The organism is Pseudomonas sp. C9D1 (assembly GCF_056491235.1).
Window position 1 is genome coordinate 173,328 of sequence record NZ_JBSZIE010000001.1, and the last position, 14,953, is coordinate 188,280.

Annotated in this window: 15 protein-coding genes; 12 read left to right on the forward strand and 3 right to left on the reverse strand. The window is 66.9% G+C overall.

Translation table 11 applies throughout. The features are described from left to right. Positions 1-34 precede the first annotated feature (34 nt). Positions 35-1,354 (reverse strand): bifunctional DedA family/phosphatase PAP2 family protein, encoded by a 1,320-nt coding sequence (locus ACXI0U_RS00795; RefSeq protein ID WP_021221497.1) that lies wholly within the window; start codon positions 1,352-1,354, stop codon positions 35-37. Then, positions 1,351-2,061 (reverse strand): DNA-3-methyladenine glycosylase, encoded by a 711-nt coding sequence (locus ACXI0U_RS00800; protein WP_479549606.1) that lies wholly within the window; start codon positions 2,059-2,061, stop codon positions 1,351-1,353. The genes ACXI0U_RS00795 and ACXI0U_RS00800 overlap by 4 nt, the downstream gene beginning before the upstream one ends. A gap of 114 nt (positions 2,062-2,175) precedes the next feature. Here ACXI0U_RS00800 and ACXI0U_RS00805 point away from each other — a divergent pair, with 114 nt between their 5' ends. Then, positions 2,176-3,027, forward strand: coding sequence for a class I SAM-dependent methyltransferase (locus ACXI0U_RS00805; RefSeq protein ID WP_479549607.1), 852 nt, complete (start codon positions 2,176-2,178; stop codon positions 3,025-3,027). A 239-nt stretch (positions 3,028-3,266) separates the two neighbouring features. Here ACXI0U_RS00805 and ACXI0U_RS00810 read toward each other — a convergent pair whose 3' ends face one another. Continuing rightward, positions 3,267-4,493, reverse strand: coding sequence for an alpha/beta fold hydrolase (locus tag ACXI0U_RS00810; protein ID WP_479549608.1), 1,227 nt, complete (start codon positions 4,491-4,493; stop codon positions 3,267-3,269). A 298-nt stretch (positions 4,494-4,791) separates the two neighbouring features. Here ACXI0U_RS00810 and ACXI0U_RS00815 point away from each other — a divergent pair, with 298 nt between their 5' ends. From ACXI0U_RS00815 to lipB, 11 genes are all read left to right on the forward strand, one after another. Beyond that, entirely contained in the window at positions 4,792-6,057 is a 1,266-nt protein-coding gene (locus ACXI0U_RS00815) for a glutamate-5-semialdehyde dehydrogenase (protein WP_479549609.1), read from the forward strand. Beyond that, positions 6,057-6,701, forward strand: coding sequence for a nicotinate-nucleotide adenylyltransferase (gene nadD / locus ACXI0U_RS00820; RefSeq protein WP_184489631.1), 645 nt, complete (start codon positions 6,057-6,059; stop codon positions 6,699-6,701). The genes ACXI0U_RS00815 and nadD overlap by 1 nt, the downstream gene beginning before the upstream one ends. Before the next feature lie 21 nt (positions 6,702-6,722). Continuing rightward, positions 6,723-7,076, forward strand: coding sequence for a ribosome silencing factor (gene rsfS, locus ACXI0U_RS00825; RefSeq protein ID WP_031288488.1), 354 nt, complete (start codon positions 6,723-6,725; stop codon positions 7,074-7,076). 12 nt (positions 7,077-7,088) lie between these two features. Continuing rightward, on the forward strand, positions 7,089-7,556 hold the full coding sequence (rlmH, locus tag ACXI0U_RS00830) for a 23S rRNA (pseudouridine(1915)-N(3))-methyltransferase RlmH (RefSeq protein ID WP_021221490.1): 468 nt from the start codon (positions 7,089-7,091) through the stop codon (positions 7,554-7,556). Between the two features lie 9 nt (positions 7,557-7,565). Then, entirely contained in the window at positions 7,566-9,467 is a 1,902-nt protein-coding gene (mrdA, locus tag ACXI0U_RS00835; RefSeq protein ID WP_184489632.1) for a penicillin-binding protein 2, read from the forward strand. Positions 9,468-9,505: 38 nt separating this feature from the next. Next, entirely contained in the window at positions 9,506-10,609 is a 1,104-nt protein-coding gene (gene rodA / locus ACXI0U_RS00840) for a rod shape-determining protein RodA (RefSeq protein WP_169708471.1), read from the forward strand. A gap of 14 nt (positions 10,610-10,623) precedes the next feature. Further along, complete coding sequence (gene mltB / locus ACXI0U_RS00845; protein WP_031288487.1) at positions 10,624-11,634, forward strand: lytic murein transglycosylase B; 1,011 nt, start codon at positions 10,624-10,626, stop codon at positions 11,632-11,634. 3 nt (positions 11,635-11,637) lie between these two features. Next, complete coding sequence (locus ACXI0U_RS00850) at positions 11,638-12,642, forward strand: septal ring lytic transglycosylase RlpA family protein (protein WP_184489633.1); 1,005 nt, start codon at positions 11,638-11,640, stop codon at positions 12,640-12,642. Between the two features lie 58 nt (positions 12,643-12,700). Continuing rightward, the gene (locus ACXI0U_RS00855; RefSeq protein WP_021221485.1) at positions 12,701-13,864 is read left to right on the forward strand and encodes a D-alanyl-D-alanine carboxypeptidase family protein; all 1,164 of its coding nucleotides are present in this window, start codon (positions 12,701-12,703) and stop codon (positions 13,862-13,864) included. Positions 13,865-13,953: 89 nt separating this feature from the next. After that, positions 13,954-14,235, forward strand: coding sequence for a DUF493 domain-containing protein (locus tag ACXI0U_RS00860; RefSeq protein WP_111261509.1), 282 nt, complete (start codon positions 13,954-13,956; stop codon positions 14,233-14,235). Then, on the forward strand, positions 14,235-14,855 hold the full coding sequence (lipB, locus tag ACXI0U_RS00865) for a lipoyl(octanoyl) transferase LipB (RefSeq protein ID WP_021221483.1): 621 nt from the start codon (positions 14,235-14,237) through the stop codon (positions 14,853-14,855). Before ACXI0U_RS00860 ends, lipB begins: the two co-directional genes overlap by 1 nt. Positions 14,856-14,953: the final 98 nt, after the last annotated feature.

Genomic DNA, 14,953 nt, shown 5'->3' on the forward strand with positions numbered 1-14,953 from the left:
TTCCCGGGCTGACGCCCGGGCTACCGGCTCCCGGTCACTTGTAGCGGTACATGGCGAAGGCCTCGGGCAACGCCCAGGTGGCCACGCCGCCGAGCAGGGCGATACAGGCCGGGAGCACCAGCCACCAGACCCGTGCGCTCATCGCCGGCATCGGCTCGTCACGCTGCAGGATGGCCAGCCAGGCCGCACAGATGCAGCCGGCCAGCAGGGCGCCGGCAAGGATGTCGGTGGGCCAGTGCACCCCCAGGTAGACCCGTGACAGGGCGATGGCCAGCGCCGGCAGGCAGGCCAGCAACAGCCAGGTCAGGCGCATGCGTGCGGGCTGCGAACGGCCGGCCAGCACGCCCAGTACCAGGAAGAAGGCGAAGGCCGCCGAGCTGTGGCCGCTGGGGAAGCTGAAGGTGCTCAGGGGCTCGGCCAGCACCTCCGGCCGGGCGCGGGCGAACAGCTGCTTCAGGCCGCCATTGGCCAGCGCCGTGCACACCAGGGTGGCGCCGGCGAACACCGCGTGGCGCCATTGCCGGGCGACCAGCAGCAGCGAGGTGAGCAGGGCGCCGGCGAACAGCTGGGTGCGGAAATCGCCGAGGCGGGTGACCAGCACCATGAAGCTGTCGAGGGTGTCGTTGCGCTGCTCCTGCACCAGCGCCATCAGGCCCTGGTCGAAGTCGTGCAGGTAGGACCAGCCGAAGAACAGCCCTGCCAGCAGCGCCAGGCTGAGGCCGGCGGCCAGGGGCGTCGCCCAGCGCTTCTCGCGCAGGCTGCCCTGGAGGATCAGCGCCAGCATCGCCAGCACGGCGACCACCACCACACCGGCTTCCTTCCAGAACCCCTCCGGCAAGGGCAGGCGGAAGGCCGCGCCCGTGGCCCAGCCGGGCAGCAGGTAGGCCACCGACCAGCCGGCCGCAGCGAGCATGCTCACCGCGATGAAGCGCGGCAGCGGCATGTCGAGCATGCCGGCGACCATGGGCAGCATCGGCCGCAGCGGGCCGATGTAGCGCCCCACCAGCAGGCTGGCGACGCCATAGCGGTTGAAGTAGTTCTCCGCCCCGGCCAGCCATTCCGGGTGGTGGCGCAGGCCCGGCAAGCGGCGGATGTTCTGGTGGAAGCGCCGGCCCAGCCCATAGGAGATGGCATCCCCCAGCAGGCCGCCGAAGTAGCCCAGCAGCAGGGTTTCCCAGAGCCCCAGCGCGCCGCTGCCGGCCATCACGGCGACGGCGAACAGCAACACGGTGCCGGGCACGATGATGCCGGCGATGGCCAGGCATTCGACGCAGGCGATGATGAAGATGGCCAGGCCCAGCCACTGCGGGTGGGCGCCGAGCCAGGTGGTGAGGGCGTCGAGCCATTCGCTCATGGGGTCGTTCCTTCGATCAGGTGATAGTGCTGCCCTTCGACCTGCCCACGGCGCAAAGGGTTGCGTGTGCAGTGCCGTGCATAACCGGCGTCGACGAAGCGGTAGAGCAGGTGCTCGTCGCGGCCGTGGGGAATGCCCAGGCGGGTGGTCTGGATGATCTGTGTCGGCCGCTCGCCAACGTCTTCGACGAACAGCCGGGCGGGGTCGAAACGCTGCGCATCCCATTCCTTCACGCGCAGGCCCATGGCCTTGCACAGCAGGGTCTGGCCGGCGCAGAGGCGCTCGGGCGGGCGCGGGATGCCGTTGGCGTCGGGGTTGTTGAGCTGCATGGCGATCAGTGCCTCGGGGCCGCAGATCGCGTCCTGCCAGGGGTGGCCTGACTTGATCAGCACGGCGTTGCCGGGGCCCTGGGCGCTGAAGTTGAGCGAGTCGCCACCACGGGCGTAGTACATATAGATGTGGCCGCCATCGAGGAACAGCGCCCGGCGCTTCTCGGTGTAGCCGAGGGAGGCGTGGCTGCCTTTCTCCGCGCAGTAGTAGGCTTCGGTCTCGATGATGCGCGCCGACAGCCAGTGCTTGCCGACCCGGTGGCGGATGACCTTGCCGAGCAGTTCACGGGCCAGCAGTTGTGCGTCGCGGTCGAAGAAGGCATCGCCCAGGGCACGGTCTTGCGGCCAGGGCAAACTTAGGGTGGGAACGGTGGGCATGGGCTGTCTTGGCTATCCGCAGCGGCTTAGGCTGGCGATTATACGTAAGCCTCGACGGCCGGCAGCTGAACGGCTGGATGGGAAACACCGAGAAAAACAATAAAGAGTCCTGCCATGTCCAGAACCGCCCGGGCCGACAGCGCCCACATCACGCCCAGCGCGCACTACACCGGTTATGTCTGGTACCGCCATCACCTGGCCGACCCGGCGTTCGCCACCTCCCTCGGGCGCTGGGTGCACGGCCTGCTCAGCCCCATCACCTGGGGCGCGCGGGTGGGCTTCGGCCTGGATATCGAGAACTTCCTGCTGCAACGCCACCTGCTGATCGACGCCCGGCTCGACGCTGCCATCGCCACTGGCACGACCCAGGTGGTGGAAATCGCCTGCGGGCTGTCGCCCCGGGGCCGACGCTTCTGCGAGCGCTACCCGGAGCTGCGCTACCTGGAGGCCGACCTGCCGCCCATGGCCGCGCGCAAGCGCCTGCTGCTACACGGCGAGGGCTGGCTCAACAGCCGCCACCAGGTGCGCGCCGTGGACATCCTCGCGGGCGAGGGCGGGCAGGGGCTGGATGCATTGTTCGCCGGGCTGGACCGCCACCGGCCGGTGGTGGTGATCACCGAGGGGTTGGTCAATTACTTCGAGCTGCCGGTGATCGAGGGCTTCTGGCGGCGCCTGGCCGACCAATTGCGCGCCTTCCCCTCGGCCACCTACCTCACCGACCTCTACCCGGACCTGCGCGAGCACCCGCGCTACCGCCAGGTGCGCTGGGGCGTCGACCTGGTCGGCCGCTTCACCCGCGGCAACTACCCGCTGCACTACCGCGACGGCGCGGCCATCGTCGACGGCTTCAATCGCTGTGGCTTCCCTCGGGTGCAGGTGCTGGACCCACAGGTGGATGGCGCCGACCTGGGCTTGAACATGGGGCGGTGGCCCACCCTGGTCCGCGTCGTCGAAGCTTCCATATGAAACGACCTGCGTTGCCATCGCGGCGTTAAAAACAGGCTCGAGGTGCTCATTTACAGCACGTAAACTCCCGCCCTCTCGCCTGTTTTTGCCTTGCGCTGGCTGCCTCGCCTATGTTTCAGGGCTTGAGTGGCAAGGGGCAAGGGGCAAGGGGCAAGCCACAAGTGACAAGCCAGAAGCGAGAAGCCAGAAGCCAGAAGCTTCAAGAAAACTCCTGGCTTCCAGCTTCCAGCTCCCATCTTTCAGGCCGCTGCCGCCGCCATTTGCCAGGGTCCGACCTGGGCGGCGAGGGCGGTGCTGGCCTGGGCGTCGACATGGGTGAACACCAGCGACAGCGTGTCGCTCTGGCGGCGCAGGGGCAGCAGCTCCAGCGCTGGCAGGTCGCCGGCGCGCAGGCTCCAGCCACGGGTGGGCAACGTGGCCGGCAGGTCGCCGTGGAGCAGGCCGCCGAAGAAGCCCAGCTCGCTCACTTCCACGCTTAGCTCTCCCAGTTCCGGGTGGAACAGGCGGCCGTTGCGGTCGAGCGGGGCGAGGCGGGGTTCCTGGCGCTTCTCCAGGTTGCCGAGCATGCCCCGCGCCAGGCGCGTGGCGCCGGGGGCCTGCTGCGGCAGTGGGTTGCCCTTGAAGAAGGGCACGTAGAGGCGCGAGCAGGCGTCGCGGCGTTCGAACTGGGCCAGGTGATCGCCGTTCTCGATCAGCGCGCAGTCGGCATCGTCGCAGGCGGCGGCGAACAGCGCGTGTTCCCAGGGCTGGGTGAAGTGGTCGTATTCGCCGGCCAGCACCAGGGTCGGGCAGCGCGGGTGCTGGGCGAAGCCGCCGAAATCCAGCAGGCGCCGGCTGTTCTGCCGATAGCGCTCCTGCTCCACCGGCGACAGGCGCTGCAGCTGGCGCAGCATGGCCTTGCGGAAGCCCGGGGTGATGCCGGTGGCGTCCAGGCGCAGCGGGTTGATCAGGCCGATCAGCACGCCCTGGGCGAAGGCCGCGAGGTTGCCTTCGGCAAGCATCAGCAGGCCTTCCTCCAGCAACGCGCGGGCGCCGTCGCGACCGAAGGCGGTGATGCCGGCCAGCAGCAGGCGCTCGCAGCGTTGCGGGTGGCGGCTGGCGAACAGCGCCGCCAGGGCCGAACCGTAGGAGAGCCCGATGGGCATCAGCGGGGGCAGCGCCAGTTCCTCGGCGAAGTCGGCGATCAGGTCGGCCAGTTGCTCCAGCCCCAGCTCGGGGGCCAGTTGCAGGTTGCCGCCTTGGCCGGGGAGGTCGAGGAGGATGACCGGGTGCTCGCCGAGCAGCTCCTCCACCTCGGCGGCGAAGGAGCGGAAGCTCTGGAAGGCGCCGCCGAGCATGAGCACCGGCGTTCGTGGGTCGTCTGCGTGGTGGGACCAGGCCTGGTAATGCAGGCACCAGGGGCCGATGTGGAGCCTCTCGGGGGGCGAGGCGAGCAGGTCTGCGCTGTATCCGGTGCGATAGAGCATGGCGATTCTCCGGCGCTCGGGCGCCTTGTTGTTGTTCTCGCCGCGAGTCGGGGCGCGGGGCACGACCTCAAGGTAAACATCGGTGACGATTTTGTTTACCCAACCTTCGGGCGGCAAAAAGCCAGTATTTTTCCGTGGGTGTCACCGTATCCCCTGCAACCGCGGGGGCTGGCGCTTGCGGGTGGGAGGCAGGGAGGGCGCGGAACGGGCTGTTTACCATCCGCCCGGCGCCGCTGGGCGTGGCGGGGCGCGCGGGCTATAATCGCCCACTTTTCCCAACTGCCAGACTGCCGAGACCATGACCGAGTCCGTTCTCGATTACATGACCCGCCTGGGCCGCGCCGCGCGCGCCGCCTCGCGCGTGGCCGCCCGTGCCAGCACCGCGCAGAAGAACCGCGCCCTGCTGGCCGCCGCCGATGCCCTGGACGCCGCCCGTGGCGAGCTGTCCGCCGCCAATGAGCAGGACCTGGCCAACGGTCGGGCCAACGGTCTGGAGCCAGCCATGCTGGATCGCCTGGCGCTGACGCCGGCACGTATCGACGACATGATCGAAGGCCTGCGCCAGGTGGCCACCCTGCCGGACCCCATCGGCGAGATCCGCGATATGCGCTACCTGCCTTCGGGCATCCAGGTGGGCAAGATGCGCGTGCCCCTGGGCGTGATCGGCATCATCTACGAGTCGCGCCCGAACGTGACCATCGATGCGGCCAGCCTGTGCCTGAAGTCCGGCAACGCCACCATCCTGCGTGGCGGTTCCGAAGCCATTCATTCCAACCAGGCCATCGCCCTGTGCATCCAGAAGGGCCTGGCCGACGCCGGCCTGCCGGCCGAGCTGGTGCAGGTGGTCGAGACCACCGACCGCGCTGCCGTGGGCGCGCTGATCAGCATGCCGGAGTTCGTCGACGTCGTCGTGCCGCGCGGCGGCAAGGGCCTGATCGAGCGCGTCAGTCGTGATGCCAAGGTGCCGGTGATCAAGCACCTGGACGGCATCTGCCACGTCTATATCGACATCGCCGCGGACCTGGACAAGGCAATTCGCGTCGCCGACAACGCCAAGACCCAGCGCTACGCGCCCTGCAACACCATGGAAACGCTGCTGGTGCATGCCGGCATCGCCGAGCGCGTGCTGCCGCCGCTGGCCGCCATCTACCGCGACAAGCAGGTGGAGCTGCGTGGCGACGCGGCCACCCGCGCGCTGCTGGGCAGTGATGTGCTGGAGGCGACCGAGGAAGACTGGCGCACCGAATACAACGCGCCGATCCTGTCGATCCGCATCGTCGCCGGGCTGGATGAGGCCATCGAGCACATCAACGCCTACGGCTCGCAGCACACCGACGCGATCATCACTGAGAACTTCAGCGACGCCCGTCGTTTCCTCACCGAAGTGGATTCCGCCTCGGTGATGGTCAATGCCTCGACGCGCTTCGCCGACGGGTTCGAATACGGCCTGGGCGCGGAGATCGGTATTTCCACCGACAAGCTGCACGCCCGTGGCCCGGTCGGCCTGGAAGGCCTGACCAGCGAGAAGTACGTGGTCTTCGGTGACGGTCACGTGCGCACCTGATGGGCAAACGCATCGGTCTGTTCGGCGGTACCTTCGATCCTGTGCACATCGGCCACTTGCGTGGTGCGCTGGAGGTCGCCGAGCTGATGGGGTTCGACGAGTTGCGTCTGATTCCCAGCGCCAGGCCGCCGCACCGCGAGACGCCGCAGGTTTCTGCGACCGATCGCCTGGAAATGGTCCAGCGTGCGGTGGCCGACCTGCCGCCGTTGCGGGTGGATGACCGCGAACTGAAGCGCGACCGGCCGTCCTGGACCATCGACACCCTGGAGTCCGTGCAGGCCGAGCTGGGCACGGACGACTCGCTTTACCTGCTGCTGGGCTGGGACGCCTTCTGCGGCCTGCCGAGCTGGCACCGCTGGGAGGAGTTGCTGGAGCACTGCCACATCCTGGTGTTGCAGCGGCCGGATGCCGACAGCGAACCACCGGAAGCACTGCGCGACCTGCTGGCGGCGCGAAGTGTCGCCGACCCCCTGGCCCTGGCCGGGCGCGGTGGGCAGATTTCCTTTGTATGGCAGGCACCGCTGGCGGTGTCCGCCACGCAGATCCGCCAATTGCTGGCCACCGGGCGTTCGGTACGATTCCTCGTCCCCGATGCGGTGCTGGCCTATATCCATGAGCACGGCCTGTACCGTGCGACGAGCTGAATGATCGAGGTAGTTGAACCGATGCAAAACGAAGAACTGGTCAAGGTCGCTCTTGCGGCCCTGGAAGACATGAAGGCCCAGGACATCACCACCATCGATGTACGCGGCAAGACCAGCGTCACCGATTTCATGGTGATCGCCAGCGGTACCTCCAGCCGCCACGTCAAGTCGATCGCCGACAACGTGCTGGAGAAGGTCAAGGAACAAGGCGTGCGCCCCCTGGGCAGCGAAGGCCTGGACAGCGGCGAATGGGCCCTGCTGGACCTGGGCGATGTGGTCGTCCACGTGATGCAGGTCGCCACCCGCCAGTTCTATGACCTCGAGCGCCTGTGGCAGGGGGCCGAGCAGAGCCGCGCCCAGCATCCCCAGGAATAACGGAGCGTCGCCTTGCGTCTGCGTCTGATCGCCGTTGGCTCGCGCATGCCCCGCTGGGTGGAGGAGGGTTGGCACGAGTACGCCAAGCGCCTGCCGTCCGAACTCGCCCTCGAACTGGTGGAGATCCCCCTGACCACGCGCGGCAAGAACGCCGACGTGGCGCGGATGATCCGCCAGGAAGGCGAGGCGATGCTGGCCAAGGTGCAACCCGGGGAACGCATCGTCACCCTGGAAGTCGAAGGCCGCGCCTGGAGCACCGAGCAACTGGCGGTGGAGCTGGACCGCTGGCGTCTCGACTCACGCACCGTGAACCTCATGGTCGGTGGCCCGGAAGGGCTGGCTCCCGAGGTTTGCGCGCGCAGTGAGCAACGCTGGTCGTTGTCGCCGCTGACCCTGCCGCACCCGTTGGTGCGGATCCTGGTCGGCGAGCAGATCTACCGTGCCTGGACCGTGCTGTCCGGCCACCCCTATCACAAGTAAGCCGTACCGATGCCGCAGCCGATCCGCCTGAAAGACCACGAGAAGGATGCCCGCCTGGTGCGGCGTCGCGTCGTCGTCGGCGCTGTGGCGGTGCTGCTGCTGACCTGCGTACTCATCGCCCGCCTTTATTACCTGCAGGTGATCCAGTACGAGTACCACTCGACGCTGTCCGAGAACAACCGCGTCCACGTCCAGCCGATCCCGCCGACCCGTGGCCTGATCTACGATCGCAACGGCCTGATCATCGCCGACAACCGGCCGAGCTTCAGCCTCACGGTGACCCGCGAGCGCGCCGGCGATTGGGAGCAGACCCTGGACGTGATAGTCGAGGCGCTGCAGCTGAGCGCCGATGACCGGGCGCTGTTCGAGAGGCGCATGAAGCAGGGGCGCCGCCCCTTCGAGCCGGTGCCCATCCTCTTCGAACTCTCGGAAGAGCAGATCGCCCGCGTGGCGGTGAACCAGTTCCGCCTGCCGGGCGTGGAGGTGGTGGCGCAACTGGTGCGGCACTACCCCCAGGGCGCGCACTTCGCCCATTCGGTGGGCTATGTCGGGCGCATCAACGAGAAGGAGCTCAAGGAGCTCGACCCGATCAACTACAGCGGCACCCACCACATCGGCAAGACCGGCATCGAGCGCTTCTACGAAGACACGCTGCACGGCGAGGTGGGTTACGAGGAAGTCGAGACCAACGCCCGTGGCCGCGTGCTGCGGGTGCTCAAGCGTACCGACCCGAAACCGGGCAAGGACCTGGTGCTGACCATAGACACGCGCCTGCAGGAGGCGGCCGAGGCCGCCCTCGCCGGGCGTCGCGGCGCCATCGTGGCGATCGAGCCCTCCAGCGGCGACGTATTGGCGATGGTCAGCCAGCCGAGCTTCGATCCCAACCCCTTCGTCACCGGCATCAGCTTCAAGCAGTACGCCGAGCTGCGCGACTCCATCGACCGGCCGCTGTACAACCGCGTGCTGCGCGGCCTCTACCCGCCGGGCTCGACGGTCAAGCCGATGGTGGCCGTTTCGGGCCTGGACGCTGGCGTGGTGACCCCGGATTCGCGGGTGTTCGACCCCGGCTTCTACCAGCTGCCCAACTACGACCACAAGTACCGCAACTGGAACCGCAGCGGCGACGGCTGGGTGAACCTGGAGACCGCGATCATGCGCTCCAATGACACCTACTTCTACGACCTCGCCCATAAGATGGGCATCGACCGTTTGCACACCTATATGAGCCGCTTCGGCTTCGGCCAGAAGGTCGCCCTGGACATGTTCGAGGAAACCACCGGGCTGATGCCGTCCCGCGACTGGAAGCGCGCCCGCTACCGCCAGGCCTGGTACCCGGGCGAGACGCTGATCCTCGGTATCGGCCAGGGCTACATGCAGGCCACGCCCCTGCAGCTTGCCCAGGCCACCTCGCTGATGGCCAGCCGCGGCAAGTGGATCCGCCCGCACCTGGCCAAGACCATCGAAGGCAAGCCGCCGGAAGACCCGAACCCGATGCCGGACATCGCGCTGCGCGATCCCAAGTTCTGGGACTATGGCCGCATCGGCATGGAGCAGGTGGTGCACGGCGCCCGTGGCACCGCGCGCAAGGTCGGCGACGCCTCGGTCTATCGCATCGCCGGCAAGTCCGGTACCGCGCAGGTGGTGGCGATCAAGCAGGGCGAGAAGTACGACCGCTCGAAGGTCCAGGAACGCCATCGCGACCACGCGCTGTTCATCGGCTTCGCTCCCGCCGACAACCCGAAGATCGCCGTGGCGGTGATGGTGGAGAACGGCGAGTCCGGCTCCGGTGTCGCCGCGCCCGTGGTGAAGCAGGTGATGGATGCCTGGCTGCTGGGCCCCGATGGGCAGCTCAAGCCCGAGTTCCAGTCGCCGCAGGCGCCCCTCACCGCCGAGAAGAGCCCGAGCCGATGAACAGCAACTTCGACCGCACCCTGTCCAACGAGGACGTGATGCGCCGCCGCGCCAGCCTGCTGCAGCGTCTGCACATCGATGGCCAGTTGCTCCTGCTTCTGTTGCTGCTGGCCGCCGGCAGCCTGTTCGTCCTTTATTCGGCCAGCGGCAAGCACTGGGACCTGCTGATGAAGCAGGCGTCTTCCTTCGGCCTCGGCCTGGTGGCGATGGTGGTGATCGCCCAGTTCGAACCCCGCTTCCTCGCCCGCTGGGTGCCCCTTGGCTATGTCGGTGGCGTGGCGCTGCTGATAGTGGTGGACATCATGGGCCACAACGCCATGGGCGCGACGCGCTGGATCAACATCCCCGGGGTGATCCGCTTCCAGCCCGCCGAGTTCATGAAGATCCTGATGCCGGCGACCATCGCCTGGTACCTGTCCAAACGCACCTTGCCACCCAAGCTCAAGCACGTTGTGGTGAGCCTGGCGCTGATCGTGGTGCCCTTCATCCTGGTGGTGCGCCAGCCGGACCTCGGCACCGCGCTGCTGATCCTCGCCTCGGGCGCCTTCGTGCTGTTCATGGCCGGGCTGCAGTGGCGCTGGATACTCGGCGCGGTCACGGCGGTGGTGCCGATCGCGGTGGGGATGTGGTTCTTCGTCATGCACGACTACCAGAAACAGCGCGTGCTGACCTTTCTCGACCCGGAGAGCGACCCGCTCGGCACCGGCTGGAACATCATCCAGTCGAAGGCGGCGATCGGTTCGGGTGGGGTGTTCGGCAAGGGCTGGCTGCTGGGCACCCAGTCGCACCTGGATTTTTTGCCCGAAAGCCACACGGACTTTATCATTGCCGTCCTCGGCGAAGAGTTCGGCCTGGTCGGCGTGTGCATCCTGCTGCTGGTCTACATGCTGCTGATCGGTCGCGGCCTGGTCATCACCGCCCAGGCGCAGACCCTGTTCGGCAAGCTGCTGGCGGGCAGCCTGACCATGACCTTCTTCGTTTATGTGTTCGTCAACATCGGCATGGTCAGCGGCCTGCTGCCGGTGGTTGGAGTGCCTCTTCCCTTCATCAGCTATGGCGGAACTTCGCTGGTTACGCTGCTGTCAGGGTTTGGGGTTTTGATGGCCATCCATACCCATCGCAAGTGGATCGCCCAGGTTTGATACGAGTGAATAATTTGAAAATACTGCGCAACTGGATGATGCGAGGGGCCCTGGGAGTGGGCTTCTGCGGCGTGCTGGGTGCAGCCGCCCCCGCATTGGCGGGCGACTATGAAGGAAGCCCCCAGGTCGCCGAGTTCGTTGCGGAGATGACCCGCGACTATGGTTTCGCCGGGGAGCAACTGGTCAGCCTGTTCCGGGAGGTCGAGCGCAAGCAGGCGATCCTCGATGCCATCTCGCGGCCGGCCGAACGGGTCAAGCCGTGGAAGGAATACCGGCCGATCTTCATCACCGATGCCCGCATCCAGAAAGGCGTGGATTTCTGGAACAAGCACGCCGACGCCTTGGCCCGTGCCGAGAAAGAGTACGGCGTACCCGCCCAGGTGATAGTCGCCATCATCGGCGTCGAGACCTTCTATGGCGGCAACACCGGCAGCTACCGGGTGATCGATGCGCTGTCCACTCTGGGCTTCGACTACCCGCCGCGTGCCGACTTCTTCCGCAAGCAGCTCAAGGAGTTCCTCCTGCTGGCGCGCGAAGAGCAGGTCGACCCGCTCACCCTCAAAGGCTCCTACGCCGGCGCCATGGGCCTGCCGCAGTTCATGCCGGGCAGCTTCCGCGCCTACGCGGTGGACTTCGACGGTGATGGCCACATCGATATCTGGAACAACCCGGTGGATGCCATCGGCAGCGTGGCCAGCTACTTCAAGCGCCATGGCTGGGTAGCCGGCGAGCCGGTAGTGAGCCGCGCCCAGGTGCGTGGCGAGAATGCCGAACAGGGCCTCACCGAAGGCCTGGACCCGGTGAAGAATGTCGGCGAACTGCGTGCCCTGGGCTGGGCAAGCGGTGACGCCTTGCGCGATGATCTCCCCGTCACGGCCTTCCGACTGGATGGCGTCGACGGCATGGAGTATTGGATGGGCCTGCCCAACTTCTACGTGATCACCCGCTACAATCGCAGCGTGATGTATTCCATGGCGGTGCATCAGCTTTCAGAATCCTTGGTCAATGCACGGGGCGGGCGTTAACAGATGCAGCCAATGCCTATGAGAATCGCTGCTTACGGTGTCCTGGCGCTGATGCTCGCCAGTTGCTCCAGCAGCCGTACCCCGCAGCCGGTACAGCAGGGCGGAAATATTTCCGGCCCCGGCGACTATTCGCGCCCTCACCGTGACGGCGCTCCTTGGTGGGATGTGGACGTATCGCGGATTCCCGATGCCGTGCCCATGCCGCACTACGGCTCGTACAAGGCCAACCCCTATACGGTGCTCGGAAAGACCTACTACCCGATGAGCGATGCGCGCCGCTACCAGGCCACCGGCACCGCCTCCTGGTACGGCACCAAGTTCCACGGCCAGGCCACTGCCAACGGCGAGGCCTACGACCTCTACGGCATGACCGCCGCGCACAAGACCCTGCCGCTGCCGAGCTACGTCAAGGTGACCAACCTGGACAACGGTCGCACCGTGATCCTGCGGGTCAACGACCGTGGCCCGTTCTACTCCGACCGCATCATCGACCTGTCCTTCGCTGCCGCGAAGAAGCTCGGCTATGCCGAGAGCGGCACCGCGCGGGTCAAGGTGGAAGGCATCGACCCCAACGAGTGGTGGGCTGCCCAGGGCCGCCCGGTACCCATGGTGCTGGCACAGCCGCAGCAGGTGGCCAAGGCGCAGCCGGCGCCGAGCGTCGCACAGGTCGCTTCCGCCCCGGTGGAGCAGTACACCCCGCCGCCCGCGCAGCACGCAGCCGCCGTGCTGCCCGTGCAGATCGACGCAAAAAAAAACGGTTCACTCGGAGCATCTGGCCTGTATCTCCAGGTGGGCGCCTTCGCCAATCCGGACGCTGCGGAGCTCCTCAAGGACAAGCTGAGCGGGATGGTGAGTGCCCCGGTATTCATCAGCTCGGTCGTGCGCAATCAGCAGATCCTGCACCGGGTACGCCTGGGGCCGATCGACACGCAGGGTGAAGCACAGCAATTGCAGGACAGCGTACGCCTGGCCAACCTCGGCCAGCCGACCCTGGTGAAGCCGGACTGACGGCTTCGTTCTTTGCCCGCAAGGGCCTGTTAGACCATTAGCAACTTCAGAGAGACGGATGAACATCATCAGCTTTGCGAAACGCCTTCTACTGCCAGCAGCCCTGCTCATCGCCGCGCCGGTCGCCCTGGCCGCCGAGCAGATCGTCCCATCGCCGCCGCAACTGGCTGCCAAGGCCTATGTGCTGATGGATGCCGCCAGTGGCCAGGTCCTGGTCGAGAACGCCGGTGACGAGCGCCTGCCGCCCGCCAGCCTGACCAAGCTGATGACCGCGTACATCGCCACCCTGGAAATCCGCAAGGGCCAGATCGGCGAGAACGACCCGGTGACCATCAGCGAGCACGCCTGGCGCACCGGCGGTTCGCGCATGTTCGTGCAGGTGAACACCCAGGTGTCCCTGAGCGACCTGCTGCACGGCATCATCATCCAGTCCGGCAACGACGCCAGCGTCGCGGTGGCCGAGCACATCGCCGGCAGCGAAGATGCCTTCGCCGACATGATGAACACCACCGCCGAGAAACTCGGCATGGTCGGCAGCCACTTCATGAACGCCACCGGCCTGCCCAACCCGGAGCATTACTCCACCGCGCATGACATGGCCCGCCTGGCCCGCGCGATCATCTACGAGGACCCGGCGCACTACGCCATCTACTCGCAGAAGGAGTTCTTCTGGAACAACATCAAGCAGCCCAACCGCAACCTGCTGCTGTGGCGCGACAAGACCGTCGACGGCCTGAAGACCGGTCACACCGAGGAAGCCGGCTTCTGCCTGGTGGCCTCCGCCGTGCGTGACAACCAGCGTCTGATCGCCGTGGTGTTCGGCACCAACAGCGAGCAGGCCCGTGCCGCCGAGACCCAGAAGCTGCTGACCTACGGTTTCCGCTTCTTCGAGACCAAGACCTTCTATCAGAAGGGTGCCGAGCTGGCGAAAGCCCAGGTCTGGAAGGGCGCTTCCCGCGAAGTGAAGGCCGGCCTGGCCAGCGACCTGACCATGACCCTGCCGAAAGGCCAACTGCAGAAACTGCAGGCTGCCATGACCCTGTCCCCGCAGTTGGTCGCGCCCATCAAGCAGGGCGACGTGATCGGCAAGGTCGAGGTCAAGCTGGACGACAAGGTGGTGCACAGCGCCGACCTGGTCGCCCTGGAGGCCGTCGAGGAAGGTGGCTTCTTCCGCCGCGTGTGGGATAGCATCCGCCTGTTCTTCTACGGCCTGTTCAACTAAGCCGCACCCACCGACCTACTGAGCCGACGCCTCGCCCCCCACCCGGGTGGCGGGGCGTCCGCATCGCGGGCCACGAGTCCGCCGCCGCCATGACCGACGAAACCGACGTACAAGCCCCGAAAATCGAATTCCCCTGCGAGCGCTACCCGATCAAGGTGATCGGCGATGCCGGCGAGGGCTTCTCCGACCTGGTCGTCGAGATCATCCAGCGCCATGCGCCGGACCTCGACGTCACCACCCTAGTGGCACGCGACAGCCGCAATGGCCGCTTCCTCTCCGTGCAGGTGCTGATCACCGCCACCAGCGTCGACCAGTTGCAGGCGATTCACGTCGACCTGCGCGCTACCGGTCGCGTGCACATGGTGCTCTAGTGGCGCCTGAGCTCATCGTGCGTCACCTGGGGTTGGCGGATTACCTGCCGACCCTGGAGGCGATGCGTCGCCTGACCGCCGAGCGCGACGGCAGCACCCCCGATGAAATCTGGCTGCTGCAGCACCCGCGCGTCTTCACCCAGGGGCAGGCCGGCAAGGCCGAGCACCTGCTGGCGCCGGGGGATATCCCGGTGGTCCAGGTGGATCGCGGTGGCCAGGTCACCTACCACGGCCCCGGCCAGCTGGTGGGCTACCTGATGCTCGACCTGCGCCGTCTGGGCCTGGGTGTGCGCGAGCTGGTCACGGCCATGGAGCAGAGCCTGGTCGATGTGCTGGCCGGCTACGGCATCGAGGCCGCGCCCAAGGCGGATGCCCCCGGCGTCTATGTCGCGGGCGACAAGATCGCCTCGCTGGGGCTGCGGGTCAGCCGTGGCTGCTCCTTCCATGGCCTGGCACTGAATGTGGACATGGACATGTCGCCCTTCCAGCGCATCAATCCCTGTGGCTACGCCGGGCTGAAGATGGTGCAGCTCCGTGAGCTGCTCGATTCGCCGCCGTCGTTCGACGAGGTGGCGCAGCGGCTGGAGCGCGTCCTGCGCGACCGGCTCTACCCGCGCTAGGCAGATACGAAAAAGGCGCCCAGTGGGCGCCTTTTTTCGAAGTCCTGATTTCCCTTCATCGCACTCCACCCCGGTTTCCCGGGGCGGTCTTGCCGTGC

Bases quoted from the DNA above. Each gene is read 5' to 3' on its own strand.
- ACXI0U_RS00795 (WP_021221497.1), bottom strand. From the start codon at position 1,354: ATGAGCGAATGGCTCGACGCCCTCACCACCTGGCTCGGCGCCCACCCG.
- ACXI0U_RS00800 (WP_479549606.1), bottom strand. From the start codon at position 2,061: ATGCCCACCGTTCCCACCCTAAGTTTGCCCTGGCCGCAAGACCGTGCC.
- ACXI0U_RS00805 (WP_479549607.1), top strand. From the start codon at position 2,176: ATGTCCAGAACCGCCCGGGCCGACAGCGCCCACATCACGCCCAGCGCG.
- ACXI0U_RS00810 (WP_479549608.1), bottom strand. From the start codon at position 4,493: ATGCTCTATCGCACCGGATACAGCGCAGACCTGCTCGCCTCGCCCCCC.
- ACXI0U_RS00815 (WP_479549609.1), top strand. From the start codon at position 4,792: ATGACCGAGTCCGTTCTCGATTACATGACCCGCCTGGGCCGCGCCGCG.
- nadD (WP_184489631.1), top strand. From the start codon at position 6,057: ATGGGCAAACGCATCGGTCTGTTCGGCGGTACCTTCGATCCTGTGCAC.
- rsfS (WP_031288488.1), top strand. From the start codon at position 6,723: ATGCAAAACGAAGAACTGGTCAAGGTCGCTCTTGCGGCCCTGGAAGAC.
- mrdA (WP_184489632.1), top strand. From the start codon at position 7,566: ATGCCGCAGCCGATCCGCCTGAAAGACCACGAGAAGGATGCCCGCCTG.
- rodA (WP_169708471.1), top strand. From the start codon at position 9,506: ATGCGCCGCCGCGCCAGCCTGCTGCAGCGTCTGCACATCGATGGCCAG.
- ACXI0U_RS00850 (WP_184489633.1), top strand. From the start codon at position 11,638: ATGCAGCCAATGCCTATGAGAATCGCTGCTTACGGTGTCCTGGCGCTG.
- ACXI0U_RS00855 (WP_021221485.1), top strand. From the start codon at position 12,701: ATGAACATCATCAGCTTTGCGAAACGCCTTCTACTGCCAGCAGCCCTG.
- ACXI0U_RS00860 (WP_111261509.1), top strand. From the start codon at position 13,954: ATGACCGACGAAACCGACGTACAAGCCCCGAAAATCGAATTCCCCTGC.